The 14,559-nt window shown below is 73.6% G+C and carries 11 protein-coding genes; 8 read left to right on the forward strand and 3 right to left on the reverse strand.

Annotated features, from left to right (window positions below; genetic code table 11):
• Positions 1 to 27 precede the first annotated feature (27 nt).
• Together AC1DQC_RS01385 and AC1DQC_RS01390 are read right to left on the reverse strand one after the other, a co-directional pair.
• On the reverse strand, positions 28 to 1,533 hold the full coding sequence (locus AC1DQC_RS01385; protein ID WP_477049436.1) for a hypothetical protein: 1,506 nt from the start codon (positions 1,531 to 1,533) through the stop codon (positions 28 to 30).
• Positions 1,523 to 2,077 carry a sigma-70 family RNA polymerase sigma factor gene (locus AC1DQC_RS01390; RefSeq protein WP_477049437.1) on the reverse strand — a complete coding sequence of 185 codons (555 nt, stop codon included), beginning with the start codon at positions 2,075 to 2,077 and terminating at the stop codon, positions 1,523 to 1,525. The genes AC1DQC_RS01385 and AC1DQC_RS01390 overlap by 11 nt, the downstream gene beginning before the upstream one ends.
• Positions 2,078 to 2,189: 112 nt before the next feature.
• Between AC1DQC_RS01390 and AC1DQC_RS01395 the strand changes: the two genes are divergently transcribed.
• A complete protein-coding gene (locus AC1DQC_RS01395; RefSeq protein WP_477049438.1) occupies positions 2,190 to 3,500 on the forward strand; it encodes an MFS transporter in 1,311 nt (436 codons plus the stop codon).
• Positions 3,497 to 5,167: a SpoIIE family protein phosphatase gene (locus AC1DQC_RS01400; protein WP_477049439.1), complete on the forward strand. Its 1,671-nt coding sequence runs from the start codon at positions 3,497 to 3,499 to the stop codon at positions 5,165 to 5,167. The genes AC1DQC_RS01395 and AC1DQC_RS01400 overlap by 4 nt, the downstream gene beginning before the upstream one ends.
• Here AC1DQC_RS01400 and AC1DQC_RS01405 read toward each other — a convergent pair.
• Positions 5,154 to 6,662, reverse strand: a complete 1,509-nt coding sequence (locus tag AC1DQC_RS01405) for a CCA tRNA nucleotidyltransferase (protein ID WP_477049440.1) — start codon at positions 6,660 to 6,662, stop codon at positions 5,154 to 5,156. The genes AC1DQC_RS01400 and AC1DQC_RS01405 overlap by 14 nt on opposite strands.
• Before the next feature lie 71 nt (positions 6,663 to 6,733).
• Between AC1DQC_RS01405 and AC1DQC_RS01410 the strand changes: the two genes are divergently transcribed.
• The 6 genes from AC1DQC_RS01410 to trxA all read left to right on the forward strand — a co-directional run bounded on the left by AC1DQC_RS01410 (position 6,734) and on the right by trxA (position 14,492).
• On the forward strand, positions 6,734 to 7,288 hold the full coding sequence (locus AC1DQC_RS01410; protein ID WP_477049441.1) for an NUDIX hydrolase: 555 nt from the start codon (positions 6,734 to 6,736) through the stop codon (positions 7,286 to 7,288).
• Positions 7,285 to 9,381 (forward strand): DUF6049 family protein, encoded by a 2,097-nt coding sequence (locus AC1DQC_RS01415; protein WP_477049442.1) that lies wholly within the window; start codon positions 7,285 to 7,287, stop codon positions 9,379 to 9,381. Before AC1DQC_RS01410 ends, AC1DQC_RS01415 begins: the two co-directional genes overlap by 4 nt.
• The gene (gene murJ / locus AC1DQC_RS01420) at positions 9,378 to 11,063 is read left to right on the forward strand and encodes a murein biosynthesis integral membrane protein MurJ (RefSeq protein ID WP_477049443.1); all 1,686 of its coding nucleotides are present in this window, start codon (positions 9,378 to 9,380) and stop codon (positions 11,061 to 11,063) included. Before AC1DQC_RS01415 ends, murJ begins: the two co-directional genes overlap by 4 nt.
• 66 nt (positions 11,064 to 11,129) lie before the next feature.
• Positions 11,130 to 13,064, forward strand: a complete 1,935-nt coding sequence (locus tag AC1DQC_RS01425) for a protein kinase family protein (protein ID WP_477049444.1) — start codon at positions 11,130 to 11,132, stop codon at positions 13,062 to 13,064.
• Between the two features lie 103 nt (positions 13,065 to 13,167).
• Entirely contained in the window at positions 13,168 to 14,163 is a 996-nt protein-coding gene (gene trxB / locus AC1DQC_RS01430; RefSeq protein WP_477049445.1) for a thioredoxin-disulfide reductase, read from the forward strand.
• Positions 14,160 to 14,492: a thioredoxin gene (gene trxA, locus AC1DQC_RS01435; RefSeq protein WP_477049446.1), complete on the forward strand. Its 333-nt coding sequence runs from the start codon at positions 14,160 to 14,162 to the stop codon at positions 14,490 to 14,492. The genes trxB and trxA overlap by 4 nt, the downstream gene beginning before the upstream one ends.
• Positions 14,493 to 14,559 lie beyond the last annotated feature (67 nt).

Consider the following 14,559-nt stretch of genomic DNA (forward strand, 5'->3'; position numbering starts at 1 on the left):
TCGGGGTGCGCGCCTTCGTCGTTGCTGTCAGCGGCCGACGACCCAGGAGCCGACGCCGGACATCCACTCGGGTACCTCCGCCGTTGCTGGCGGTGCCGGCAGGAGGACCGTGGAGGCGCCGCCCGAGATGGAGTGCGCCACGACGATCGGTGGCTGGAGAGGGCCGTCGCACCCGACCCGGGCGTTCACGAGCAGGCGATCGCCCGACACGAAGGACCCGAACGTGTCGGCGTCGGGGCCATCCGGGGACTGCAAGGGCATCGACGAGCTGCCCTTCCAGACGTACACGCTCGTCGCGCAACCGGCCGGCTGGTGGAGCTGCGCCGCCGAGCCCGTGTACGCGACCTCTCCTTGCCGCAGCCATGTGCCGGACCACGTCCTCGGCAGTGGATCGGACTGGGTGAGTCGCGCCAGCAGGGAGCCTGCCCCTCTGCCGATGTCGAAGCGGAACATGCTCGGGTCCGCCGACGCCCATTCCTCCGCCTCCGTGAGATCACTCGGCGCGGTCGGCCACCGGTCGTAGTTGGCGTCGAGGCACAGCGCCAGGAGGGCGTCCGTGTCGAGCCAGCCGACCACGTCGCACGACTTGCCCGGCACCTCGAAGGCGTGCTCGGTCCGTCTCCCGGCGACCAGGTCCACCACGCCGAGCGTCGTCCCGGACGTGCCGTCGTGCGGCGGAGTCACCGCCCGGCGACCCGTGGGGTCAAGCAGCATCGTGTATCCCAGGTCCGCGAGCGGTCGAGCGGTGCCGTCGTGCGCCACCGAGAACAGGTCGGAGGTCACGGCATCGGTGCTGGTCGGGTTGGACCAGAGCTCGTTTCCGTCAGCCGCGACGCCATCGAAGTACCAGTCAGCCTGGTCCCCGAACCCGGTGCCGACGACCGGTCGCGGGGTGATCGAGCCCGTCGTCAGGTCGAGCTCAGCCCGCGGCACTGTGCCCTGGCCGAGGTCGCCTTGCCAGTCGATGCTGACCACCGCGGTCGTCGAGCCGGCCGTCCAGGTCAGGAGCCGAACACCCATGGCGGTCGGGAGGTCACCCACCCGGTACAGCTCGCCGGTCGGAGCGGCCAGGACCACGGTGTGCGCGACGACCGCCGGGATGCTGTCGCCGCCGGTGGTCGACCCGTCGGAGTACGGCTCGGACGCGTAGATCGCCAGCACCCAGCCCGGTTTGGTCTTCTGCAGCAGCCCGGGCGGCATCGGCAAGGTCGGAGGGAGGCCCAGGATGTCGTCCGGCACCACCGTGGCGGCGGGCGTCGCGCTCGCGGACGGCGCAGGGGTCGACGACGTCGGCGTCGGCGCGACGACCGGTACCGGGTCGTCGGTCCCGCGGAGCCCGAACCACGACCCGAGCGCCACGACTGCAGCGATCGCGACGGCGCCCACCGCCTGCGACGAGTGCCGGACCGCGCGCCGCCTTCGGACCGAGCGGACCGTCCTGGCGAGTGCACCGGCCGTGGGCTCGAGCGCACCGATCGACTGCTCACGGGCGCCCAGGTTCTCCGCCATGACGTCCCTCAGGTCACGCTCCACGATGCACCTCTTCGGTCTGCACGAGCACCACGGCGTCGCGGTCGTCGGGACTCGATGTGCCCAACGCCACGTTGAGGGCGGCCACGCCGTCCGAGACGTACCGCTTCACAGCGCCTTCGCTCAGACCGAGCAAGGACGCGGTCTCCCGGACGGACAAGTCCTCGAGGTGTCGGAGAACGACGCACGCACGGACACGCGGACCGAGCGCGCGGAGCGCCACCTCGAGGTGCGTCGACAGCCCCTGCTCGGCGAGGTCCACGGTGGAGGGGTGAGGTCGGGCGACGGTCCGCTCGGCCGCCGAGCGCTCCCGACCGCTGCGTCGGACCCGGTCGACGAACCGCGAGACGATCGCCCGCCGCACGTACTGCTCGGCCTGTCCGGCGGACTCGAAGCGGGCGCGCGCCGTGAACGTCGCAACGAGCGCCTCCTGCACGAGGTCCTCTGCGTCCGACCGCGACGCCACCAGCAGCATCGCCCGCGCCACGAGCCGCGGATAGCGCTCCCGGGCCACCTGCTCGAGCAGCGGCTCCCAACTCCGGGCCATCGAACCTCTTCCTGTCGGTCGGCAAGTATCGCCGGTCACCAAGAACGTCTCGGCACACGGATCGGTTGGGGTGAGCGCAGAGAGCCCACAGACCGGGTGCGAGGATGAGCCGGTGCAGGTGATCGCCGACCTCAAGGCCCTCTGGCCCCTGAAGGACTTCCGCAAGCTGTTTGCCGTCCGGCTCGTCAGCCAGACGGCCGACGGCATGTTCCAGGTCGGGCTGGCGACGCTGTTCTTCTTCTCCCCGGAGAATGCGAGCACGGCGGTCGGGGTCGCGGCGGCGTTCGCGGTGCTGCTGCTGCCGTTCACCATCGTCGGGCCGTGGGCCGGGGTGCTGCTGGACCGGTGGCGGCGGCGGCAGGTGCTGTTCGTCGGCAACCTGGTCCGCGTCGCCATCACGCTGCTCATCGCCGTGATCATGGTGACCGACGGCGTGGGACCGGCGGTGTACGTGCTGGCGCTGGTCAACCTGTCGATCAACCGGTTCCTGCTGTCGGCGCTGAGCGCGTCGCTCCCGCGGACGGTCGACGGCCCGCTGCTGCTCACGGCGAACTCGCTGACCCCGACGCTCGGGGCGGCCGCGGCGGGGGTCGGCGGGGCGATCGGGTTCGTGCTGGGTCTGGCACTGCCGCCCGGGCGCGGCAAGGACGCGGCGGCGCTCTTCGTGGCGGCCGCGGTCATGGCCACCGCCGCGGGCCTGGCCACGCGGCTGGGCAAGGACAGGCTGGGTCCCGACGAGCGCGCGGACGCCCGGCAGATGCGCGCCGCGCTCGGCACGCTCGCCCACGGCCTGGTCGCCGGGGCGAAGCACCTGATCGCGCGACGGACCCCGGCCCGCGCCCTCGGGATCATGGCGGCCCACCGGTTCCTCTACGGCGTCACGTTCATCGCCAGCATCCTCATCGCGCGCAACCTCCTGTCGGACCCGGCCGACGCCGGCGCGGGCCTGCGCACGTTCGGGCTGGTGCTCGCGGCGTCGGCCGCCGGGTTCGTTCTGGCCGTGGTGCTCACCCCGGTGCTCTCGCCGCGCACGGGCCCGCACGTCTGGATCGTGCTCTGCCTGTCGCTCGCCGCGGTCAGCCAGCTGCTGCTGGTGGCGTCGGCCGGCAAGGTCGCGGTGCTGGTGGCCGCCGGCGCGCTCGGGCTGGCCGCCCAGGGCGCGAAGATCGCCGTCGACACCATCGTGCAGCGCGACACCGACGACGCCTTCCGCGGCCGGGCGTTCGCGCTCTACGACGTCCTCTACAACGCGGCGTTCGTCGGCGCGGCCGCGCTCGGTGCGGTCACCCTGCCCGACACCGGCTACTCGCGCGGTCTGTTCCTCGCCCTCGCCGTCGCGTACGCCGGGTTCGCCGCGCTCTACGGCTCCACCTCTCGGGGGGTATCGGCGGTGCATCCGGCCGAGGCACGATTGGCCTCGTGAGCAGCGACGACAAGGTTGTCGGAAGACAGGACGACCTCCCGCTGAACGCCGTGCTCGGGAGCGACCTCGCACTGTCGATCTCGGACGCGCTCCGGCCCGACGATCCCCTGGTCTGGATCAACGGCGCCTTCTCCCGACTCACCGGCTACCCACCCGACGAGGTGCTGGGCCGCAACTGCCGGTTCCTCCAGGGCGCGGACACGGACCCGATCGCCGTGGCGCGCATCCGGACCGCCATGGACGAGGGCCGGGCCGTGGCCACGGTCATCCGCAACTACCGGCGCGACGGCTCGGCGTTCTGGAACCAGGTCGTCGTCAGCCCCGTCGTCGACGAGTCCGGGCAGGTGACCCACCACGTCGGGATCCAGGCGGACGTGTCCGACCGGGTCGACACGGCCCGCGACCGGGAGCTCGACCTCGCCCACCAGACGACGGCCCGCCTGGAGCTGCTGGCACGGATCAGCGACGAGCTGGCGCGGCACCTCGAGTACGACGACGCGGTCGACGCCCTGGGCGACATCGCGATCCCCGCTCTGGGCACCTGGGGATACGTGGCCATCACCGACGAGCGCGGCCGGTTCACCCGGGTCCACCTCGTCGCCGGCGACCCGGAGGTCCGAGACGCGGCCCGTGAGCTGGCCAACCAGGAGGTGAGCTGGTTGTCGCGGTCGCCCAAGATGGCCGAGGCGCTCACCAGCAGCCCAGGCTTCGTCGCCACCCCGTACGCGATCGACGCCGCGGGTCTGCCCGAGCGGACCACGCCGGAGCAGCTGGCACTCCTGCGCCGGCTCGGCCTGGGCAGCGCGATGGTGGTCCCGCTGCGCGGCCGCGACGGGGTGCTCGGGGTGCTCACCCTCGTCGCCGTCGACGGGTTCACTCCCGACGCCGTCGTCACGGCCGCTCACCTCGGGCGCCGGGCCGGCCTGGCGCTGGACAACGTGCGGCTGTTCCTCGCCGAGCGCACCGCGGCGCTGACGCTCCAGCACAGCCTGCTGCCCGCGATCCCTCGGATCGCCGGGCTCGACGTCGCCGCCGCGTACGTGCCGTCGACCCGACGCACCGAGGTGGGCGGCGACTGGTTCGACGTGCTGTCGCTGCCCGACGGCGCGATCGGGCTGGCGGTCGGGGACGTCGTCGGGCACGACCTGCGCGCGGCCGCCGCGATGGGTCAGCTGCGCTCGCTGCTGCGGTCGTACGCGTGGGAGGGCTCGTCGCCGGGCGAGGTCCTCGCGCGCGCCGACCAGCTGGTGCGCGGCCTGGACATCGCCGACATCGCCACCTGCGCCTACCTGCGCTGGCAGCCGACCGTCGACGGCGCCCAGGTCATCTACGCCCGCGCCGGCCACCCGCCGCCGCTGCTCCGGCTGGCGGGCGGCGCGGTGCAGGCGCTGGACGAGGGGCTGTCGACCCCCATCGGGCTGGCCGGCCCGGGCGGCGCCGAGGCGAAGATCGACGTGCCACCGGGCGCGACCCTCGTCCTCTACACCGACGGGCTGGTCGAGCGGCGCGACCGCGGCCTGCGCGAGGGCATCGCCGCCCTGACGGCCGAGCTCTCGCGGCTTCCCGACGACGCCGACGCGAGCGCCGTGAAGGACCGCCTGGTCGAGACGCTCGTCGGCCCCCACCAGGAAGACGACGTCTGCCTCCTGGTGGTCAGGCGCGCGTAGCCCACCAGGAGACCAGCTCCTCGCGCGCGGCGTCGGCACCCAACGGGCCGCGTTCCATCCGCAGCTCGAGCAGGTGCCGGTAGGCCTCACCCACCTCGCGCCCCGGCGCCAGCCCGAGGATCTCCATGATCTGCGTGCCGTCGAGGTCGGGCCGCACCGAGTCCAGCTCCTCCTGCTCCTGCAGGCGCGCGATCCGCTCCTCGAGGTCGTCGTACGCGGCGGAGAGCCGGGCCGCCTTGCGGAGGTTGCGCGTGGTGCAGTCGGACCGGGTCAGCCGGTGCAGGCGCTCGAGCAGCGGTCCCGCGTCGGTCACGTACCGCCGCACGGCGGAGTCGGTCCAGCCGCCCTCGCCGTACCCGTGGAACCTCAGGTGCAGCTCGGTCAGCCGCGCGACGGCCTGCACGGTCGCCTTGTCGAACCGCAGCTCCTTCAGGCGCTTGGCGACGAGCTTCGCGCCGACCATCTCGTGGTGGTGGAAGCTGACCCCGCCACCGTCCTCGAAGCGGCGCGTCTTCGGCTTGCCGATGTCGTGCAGCAACGCCGCGAGCCGCAGGACCAGGTCCGGGCCGGGCACCGCGCCGTCCGGACCGGTCTCCAGCGCGATCGCACGCTCGAGCACCATGAGCGAGTGCTCGTACACGTCCTTGTGGCGGTGGTGCTCGTCGATCTCGAGGCGCAGCGCGGGGAGCTCGGGCAGCACGTGGTCGGCGAGCCCGGTGTCGACGAGCACCTCGAGGCCCGCGCGCGGCTGCGCCGAGACCAGCAGCTTGCTCAGCTCGTCGCGCACCCGCTCGGCCGAGACGATCGTGATCCGGTCGGCCATGTCGACGATCGCCTCGCGCGCGGCAGGGTCGACGCCGAAGCCGAGCTGGCCGGCGAAGCGCGCCGCCCGCATCATCCGCAGCGGGTCGTCGTCGAACGACTGCCGCGGGTCCACCGGTGTGCGCAGGATGCCGGCCGCGAGGTCCGTGAGGCCGTCGAACGGGTCGACGAACGTCAGCGCCGGCAGGCGGACGGCCATGGAGTTCACGGTGAAGTCGCGCCGGGACAGGTCGCCCTCGAGGGACTCGCCGAACGCGACCTGCGGCTTGCGCGAGGTCGGGTCGTACTCGTCGGTGCGGTACGTGGTGACCTCGACGACCACGTCGTCGGCCGACGACGAACGACGCCCCGCGAAGCGCCGCGCGCCGATGGTGCCGAACTCCTTGCCGATGTCCCAGTGCGCGTCGCCCCAGCGCGCCAGGATCGCTTCCGTCTGGTCGGGCGACGCGGACGTCGTGAAGTCGAGGTCGGCCGAGGCGCGGCCGAGGAAGGCGTCACGCACGGGACCGCCGACGAGCGCGAGCTCGTGCCCGGCGGCCCGGAACAGCTCGCCCAGCTCGAGGGCGTCCGCCGGCAGGCCCGCGAGCACGCCCAGCGCACGCTTCTGCAGCGCGACCAGGGCGGCGCTCAGGTCAGGGGACTCGGGGTCGACGGGCGGATCGAGGGGCGGCACTCGTCCAAGCCTGCCATGGGTATGCCGCGGTGCGGACGGGACCAGGCGAGCCAAGTCGTTACAGTGTCGATATGTCGAGCCCGGCGCACCCACCCGTCCCCGGGGGCGTCCCATCGCCGCCGGGCGGTCATCCGCTGCGCATCGACCCCCGGCACACGCTCGCCCGCGTGCCGGCCGCCCCGCTGCCCGTCGTCGACGAGACCTCCGCCGGGGGCATCGTGGTCAGCCGCCGCGAGGGCGTCGACCACGCGGCCGTCATCGCCCGCCGCAACCGCGCGGGTCGCCTGGAGTGGTGCCTGCCCAAGGGGCACCTCGAGGGCGACGAGACGCCGGAGCAGGCCGCGGTGCGCGAGATCGCCGAGGAGACGGGCATCACGGGCGAGGTCCTGCGCCGGCTCGGGGTCATCGACTACTGGTTCAGCGGCGACGACCGCCGCGTGCACAAGGTGGTGCACCACTTCCTGCTCGGCGCGACCGGCGGGTCGCTGACCGTCGAGGGTGACCCCGACGGCGAGGCCGAGGACGCGGCCTGGATCCCGGTCGCCGATCTGCACGAGATCCTCGCGTACCCGAACGAACGTCGGCTCGCCGAGGCAGCACTCCTCGTGCTCGTCGGCGAGGCATGAGCGCCCGCTCGCTGCGACGCCGGGTGCTGTGCGCGGCCCTGGCCGTCGCCGGTGCGCTCGCGGGCCTCGCCGTCCCCGCGGCCGCCGCGACCGACGACCCCGACCTGCCCGTCTCCGTGCAGATCACGTCGGTGTCGCCGAGCGTGCTGCGGCCGGGCGAGGAGCTGCACGTGAGCGCGCTGCTGCGCAACGACGGCGACACCCAGATCGAGCGGCCGTCCGCGTCGCTCCGCCTCAGCCGGTTCCGCGTCAGCACGCGTGCCGAGGTCGAGGCCTGGTCGACCGCGGGCACCACGGGCTTGAGCCGGACGTCGTCGGTGGCGACCGCGCCGGTCCCGGCGCCGCTCCTCCCGGGGGCGAGCGCGACCGTCGAGCTCGTCGTGCCGGCGTCGAGCATTCGCCTACTGGACGGCGCCGACACGTGGGGGCCGCGCGGCCTGGTGGTCGAGGCGCTCGACGGGTCCGAGCGCGTCGGCCTGCAGCGCACGTTCCTGCTGTGGCTCACCACCGACGACGTCCCGCAGACGCCGGTGTCGATCCTCGTGCCGGCGGTCGGCCCGCCGTCGGCGCCGGTGCAGGCGGAGGACGGCACGGGTCCCGATGAGCAGACCGTGGCCTCCCTCGACCGGCTCACTGCACCGGGTGGTCGGCTGCGCGGCCTGTCGGAGGCGGTGGCCACCGACCCGGACATCGGGGTGGCGGTCGACCCTGCCCTGCTCTCCGACGCCGCGGCGGGCACCGACCAGACCCGCACATGGGCCACGGACCTGACCGACGAGCTGCGCGGGCACGACGTCGTCGCGCTCCCGTGGTCGGACCCGGACATCGCAGCGGCCGCCCACGCGGGAGACCCCGGCCTCGTCCAGGTGGCCGTCGACCGCACCGCCCAGACCGGGATACCCGACCTCACCACCTCCGACGGTCTGCTGTGGTCGCCCGGCGACGAGCTGCCCGACCAGACCACCGCCGCGGTGACCTCGCAGGTGGGCGCCGACCTGCTCGTGCTCCCGCCCCGGACCGACGCCGAGGCCCGCGAGACCCCAGACGCCCGCGCGTCCGCGCACACGGCCGCGGGGTCGGTCGCCACCCTCGGCCCGGACGCCACCCTGACCCGGCTGCTGACCGCGCCGCAGGACGTCGACCCCGGCGCGACCACCGCGACCACCGTGCAGCGCGCCCTCGCGGAGCTGGCGGTCATCAGCCGCGAGAGCAACGACCCGCCGCGCATGCTGCTCGCGCCGGACCGCGCGTGGGAGCCGGACCTGGCCAACGTCACCGCCCTGGTCGCTGCCCTGCAGAGCACCCCGTGGGTGCGCGTCACCCCGGTCGCCGCGCTGCTGGACGCGGCCCGCAACCCGTCGAAGACCACCCTGCCGGCGGACTCCGTGGCTGTCGACGAGCTCGCGCCCGCCAGCGTCCGCGCCCTCGCCGACGCGCGGGACCGCGCGGTGGCCTTCGCCAGCGTCACCAGCGAGCCCGATCTGCTGCTCGACGGCGTGGACACGTCGGTGCTGGCGCCGCTGTCCGTCGCCTGGCGCGCGGACCCCGTGGGACGTGACGCCCTGGTGACCTCGGTCATCGCAGACGTCGACGCGCGCACCACGGGTCTGAGCATCGCCAAGGTCAGCGACAAGCGGGTGGTGGCCGCGGACAGCGAGCTGCCGGTCGTCGTGCGCAACGCCCTCGCGGTCCCCGCGACGGTCGTGCTCGACGTCACGCCCCGCAAGGCGTGCCTCGAGGTCGGCGACGTCGCCCCGGTGACCGTCGAGGCGCAGAGCGAGGCGAACGTCCGGATCCCGCTGCACGCGCGCGCGAACTGCTCGGTCGTCGTCACCGCACGGCTCACGGCCACCGACGGCCTTCCCGTGTCGCCGACCGTGCGGTTCACCGCGCAGGTCGCGCCCACCATCGAGAGCATCGGCACCGTCGTGGTCGGGGTCCTGCTCGCGCTCGGGCTCGTCCTCGGCATCGTCCGGACGGTCCGACGCGGCCAGAGCGCACGGCGCGGCGCCACGAGCGTGGCGGAGTCGGACGCCCCGGTGTCGCTCCCGCTGCTCGGCGGCACGCCCGACGACGAACGGGACGCGCGATGAGCGAACCGACCGACGGAGGCGTGCGCCGCGGCGCCGCCCTGATGGCGTCCGGCACCGCGGCGTCGAGGATGCTCGGACTGCTGCGCGGCATGGTGCTCGTCGCGGCGATCGGGGCGGTCGGTCAGGCCGCCGACGCGTTCGCCGTCGCCAACAAGCTCCCGAACGTGCTCTACATGCTGCTCGCCGGCGGCGTCCTCAACGCGATCCTCGTCCCCCAGGTGGTCCGCGCCTACCGACGGGCCGCGGGCCAGGAGTACGTGGACCGGCTCCTCACCTTCGGGTTCGTCGTGCTGGCCGGCGCCTCGCTGGTGCTCACCGTCGCGGCGCCGCTGCTGGTCCGGCTCTACTCCGACCCGTGCAGCCAGTCCCAGACCGGGCTCGCGACGACGTTCGCCTACTGGTGCATCCCGCAGCTGTTCTTCTACGGCGCGTACGCGCTCCTCGGCCAGGTGCTCAACGCCCGCGGCTCGTTCGGACCGTACATGTGGGCGCCGGTCGTGAACAACGTCGTCTCCATCGCGGGCTTCGGCGTCTTCATCTGGGTGTTCGGCGTCGCCAAGCACACCGACGTCGAGGTCGCGGCCACGTGGACCAGCGGTCAGGTGGCCCTCCTCGCCGGCGCCGCCACGCTCGGTGTCGTGGCGCAGGCCGTCGTGCTCATCCCCTCGCTGCGCCGCGCCGGGGTGCACTACCGGCCGCGCTGGGGCCTGCGGGGCTCGGGGCTGGGTCGGGCGGGGAACGTCGCCACCTGGACCCTGATCGGCCTGACCGTGGGGCAGCTCGGCTACATCGTGGTGTCGCGGGTCGCCTCCCAGGCGCCCGGCGCCGCTGCCGGCGCGGACGCCGTCGCGTGCGCCGCGCCGGGGGCGATCGCCGGCAACGCGGCCTACGACTACGCGTTCCTCATCTTCATGCTGCCGCACTCGCTGGTCACCGTGTCGCTGGCGACGGCGCTCTTCACGCGGCTCTCCGCGCAAGCGCACGACGCCGACGTCGACGGGGTGCGCGCCACGCTCTCGTCCGGCCTCCGCGTGGTCGGCATCTTCACCATCGCGGCGACCGCGGTCGTCGCCGTCCTGGTCACCCCGATCACGCAGCTCGTGCTCTGGACGGCCACCCCGGGTGCCGCGCACGCGGTCGCCGGCGTGGTGCTGACGATGATCCTCGGCCTCTCGGCCTTCGGTGCGTGGTCGATGTGCCAGCGCGTCTACTACGCGTACGAGGACGCGCGCGGCATGGTGCCGATCCAGGTGGTCATGGCCGCCGTCGTCGTCGTCGGCACGCTCGTGGGGCGAGCGCTCCTGAGCCCGTCGCACTGGGTGGCGGGTGCCGGGTTGGCCATGAGCGTGTCGTACTTCGTCGGCACCGCGCTGGCCCTGTGGCACCTGCGCCGGCGACTCGGCACGGTTGACGGCCCCCACGTCGTGCAGGTCCACGCGCGCGCCCTGCTCGCGGGGATCGCCGCGGCCGCGATCGGCCTGGCCCTCCAGCTGGTGCTGGCCAACACCCTCCCGGGCGGCCACCTCGCGTCGATCATCGAGTGTGTCGCCGTCGGCACCGTCATGGGCCTCGTCTACCTCGGGGGGCTCCGGGTGCTCCGGGTCCGCGAGCTGGACCAGCTGCTGGGGCCCCTGCTCGCCCGGATCCCCGGAACGGGTCGCCTCCGCGGAGGACGCCGCTGATCTGGCACGTCTAGCATGCAGGTGGTCGGGCGGGTGCTCGTGCGGAGGATCGACACGGAGGTGCTGGTGAGCGAGGTCGTCGGACGAGGCACGGTGCTCGCGGGCCGCTACCGCGTGCTCGCCCCGGTGGTCTCCGACCTCGAGGGCGCCAGCGCGTGGCAGGCCACCGACCAGATCCTCGACCGTCCCGTCCGGGTCCGCATCCTCGAGCACGGCGCCGTCGCACCCGCCCTCGACGCGGCCCGACGCGCGGCGCTGGTCACGGACGCCCGGCTGGTCCGCGTCCTCGACGTCGGCACGCACGAGGGCTACGGCTACGTGGTCTCGGAGCAGCTGGTGGGTCCGTCGCTCGCGCGCCTGGTCGCCCAGGCACCGCTGACCGCCGACCAGGCCCGAGCGGTCGTCGGCGAGGCTGCCTCGGCGCTCGAGGTCGCCCGTCGGCGCGGCGTCCACCACCTCGCGCTGCGGCCCTCCGTCCTGCACGTGAGCCCCGACGGGCGCGTCCTCCTTGGCGGGCTCGCGCTCGATGCCGCGCTGCTGGGCGACTCCGGCGGTGACGCCCGGTCCACCACGCGCGCCGACGCGGTCGGGCTCGTGCGGCTCCTGTACGCCGCCCTCACCGGGCTGTGGCCCGCCGACCCGCGCGCGCCCCAGACTCCCGGCGGGGAGACGCTCCCGCCGGCGCCGGTGGTCGACGGCTCGCCCGTCGCGCCTGCCGACCTGGTCCCGGGCGTGCCCAACGACCTGGACACGCTGTGCGTCGTCACGCTGGGCCCGAACGACGACGGCCCGCACAGCCCCGGCGAGCTGGTGCGCGAGCTCGAGCCGTGGGGTGAGATCCGGGCGACCGGTGGCGAGGGCGCACCCGTGGGAGGCGCGGTCGCCGCTGCCCAGTTCCCCCCGACCGGCGCGGCAGCCCCCGGCGGAGGAGTACCCGTGGCCGACGAGGACGACCAGCAGGACACGGCGCCCGTCGTCGTGCAGCGGCAGTCGGTGCGGACCGCGTTCCAGCAGCAGAACCCCGCGGGCGCCAACCGGCCCGGCACGCCCCCGCCGGCCACCCCCGCACGCGCCGGGTCGCTCGGCGTCGGCCCCACCGACGACACGCCGCCGAGCGGGCTCGGACTCGCGGTCGCCGCCACCGCGGCGCTCCCGCCCACCCCGCAACCCGCGCCGCCGGTCGTGCCGACCGTGATCCGTCGGCCCGTCGCGCAGAGCGCGCCGCCGTCCGTGCCGCCGGCGTCACCTCCTCCGGTCCCGCCTGCTCCAGCGCCTGTTCCGCCGCCTCCGGTCGAGTCGACGTCGGCCTTCGACTTCGGCGAGGTCATCGGTGCGGACGAGGCACCCCGGCGGACGAGGCTCCGGTTCGACCCGACCGCTCTGGTGCTGATGCTCGTCGCCATCGCCGTGGTCATCGGCGTCGTCCTGGCGTTCAAGGCCCTGTTCGCGTCGACGTCGCCCACCGGGTCACCGGCCGGCGAGTCGTCCCAGAGCACCTCCGTGGCGGCGAGTGCGGCACCGACGGAGGGCGCCGCTGCACCACCTCCGTCCGAGCCCGCTGCGCCCGCGGGTGGACCGCCGGTCATCGCGTCGGCCACCTCGATCGACCCGTCCGACACGGACGGGGAGCACCAGGAGGACGTCGCCAAGGCGTTCGACGGCGACCCGACGACGTTCTGGTACACCCAGACGTACAAGCGGGCCGACTTCGCCGGGTTCAAGGACGCCGTCGGCTACGCGATCACGCTCACGACGAAGACGACCGTCAGCACGGTGACGCTGCACTCCAACGCCACCGGCGGCAACGTCGAGATCCGCGCGACGGACGCGGCCAACCCGACCACGGGCCCGGTGCTGGCGTCCGGTCCGTTCGGCCCCGACTCCGTCTTCACGCTCAACCCGGCCACCGAGACGCAGAGCCTGGTCCTGTGGATCACCGAGCTCCCCACGATGCCCGACGGATCCTTCCGCCTCGAGCTCACGGAGATCGCCCTCTCCTGAGGCGTCCTGACGCGGGATCCGGAACAGATCCCGCCTAGGATCGGTTGATCCCGTCAGCCCCCGCCGGACCCCCTCCGGCATGTCGAGCCGCAAGGAAGTCCCCGTGACCGAGCAGTCCACCACCATCCGCGATCTCGTCATCGTCGGCTCGGGCCCGGCCGGCTACACCGCCGCGATCTACGCGGCCCGTGCGGGCCTGGCGCCCCTCGTCATCGCCGGTTCCGTCACCGCCGGTGGCGCGCTGATGAACACCACCGAGGTGGAGAACTTCCCCGGCTTCCCCGACGGCATCCAGGGCCCCGAGCTCATGGACGGCCTCCAGAAGCAGGCCGAGAAGTTCGGCGCCGAGGTCCTGTGGGACGACGCCTCGTCGCTCGACCTGACCGGCGAGATCAAGACCATCGAGACGCTCGGCGGCGAGACCTTCCAGGCGCGGGCCGTCATCCTCGCCACCGGCTCCGCCTACCGCGAGCTGGGTCTCGACGACGAGAAGCGCATGTCGGGCCGCGGCGTGTCGTGGTGCGCCACCTGCGACGGGTTCTTCTTCCGCGACCAGGAGATCATCGTGGTCGGCGGCGGTGACTCGGCCGTCGAGGAGGCCACGTTCCTCACGCGTTTCGGCAAGCGCGTGACCATGGTGGTCCGTCGCGACGAGCTGCGCGCCTCCAAGATCATGGCCGACCGCGCCAAGAACGACCCGAAGATCGAGTTCGCGTGGAACACCGAGGTCGTCGCGATCCACGGCGAGAACAAGGTCACCGGCGTGACCCTGCGCGACACGATCACGGGCGAGACCCGCGAGCACCCCGCGACCGGCGTGTTCGTCGCCATCGGACACGTCCCGCGCTCCGAGCTGGTCAAGGGGCAGGTCGACCTGGACGACGAGGGGTACGTGCAGGTGATCGGCCGCTCCACGGCGACCAACCTCACGGGCGTCTTCGCCTGCGGTGACCTCGTCGACCACACGTACCGCCAGGCGATCACCGCCGCCGGCTCCGGCTGCGCCGCGGCCCTCGACGCCCAGCACTTCCTGGCGTCGCTGGGTGACCTCGTCGCACCCGTCCCTCCGATCGAGTCCTACGTGCAGGAGATCCGATGAGCACCACCGCCCCCGTCACCGACGCCACGTTCCAGGCCGAGGTGCTCGACTCGACGGTCCCCGTGATCGTCGACTTCTGGGCGCCGTGGTGCGGCCCGTGCCGCATGGTCGCCCCGGTGCTCGAGGAGCTCGCCGCGCAGTACGCCGGCCGCGTGAAGATCGTCAAGCTCAACTCGGACGAGAACCCGCAGGTCACGGGCGACTACGGCATCGTCTCGATTCCCACGCTCAACTTCTACGCGGGCGGTGAGCTGGTGAAGTCCGTGGTCGGCGCACGGCCCAAGTCGATGATCGCCGAGGACATCGAGAGCGTCCTCGCGTCCGTCTGATCACTCCGCTCGAGAGCCCTCTGCCGCATGGCAGGGGGCTCTCGTGTCGTGGGGACGGTGCACGGTC

This window comes from Cellulomonas sp. P4_H12 (genome assembly GCF_056400905.1).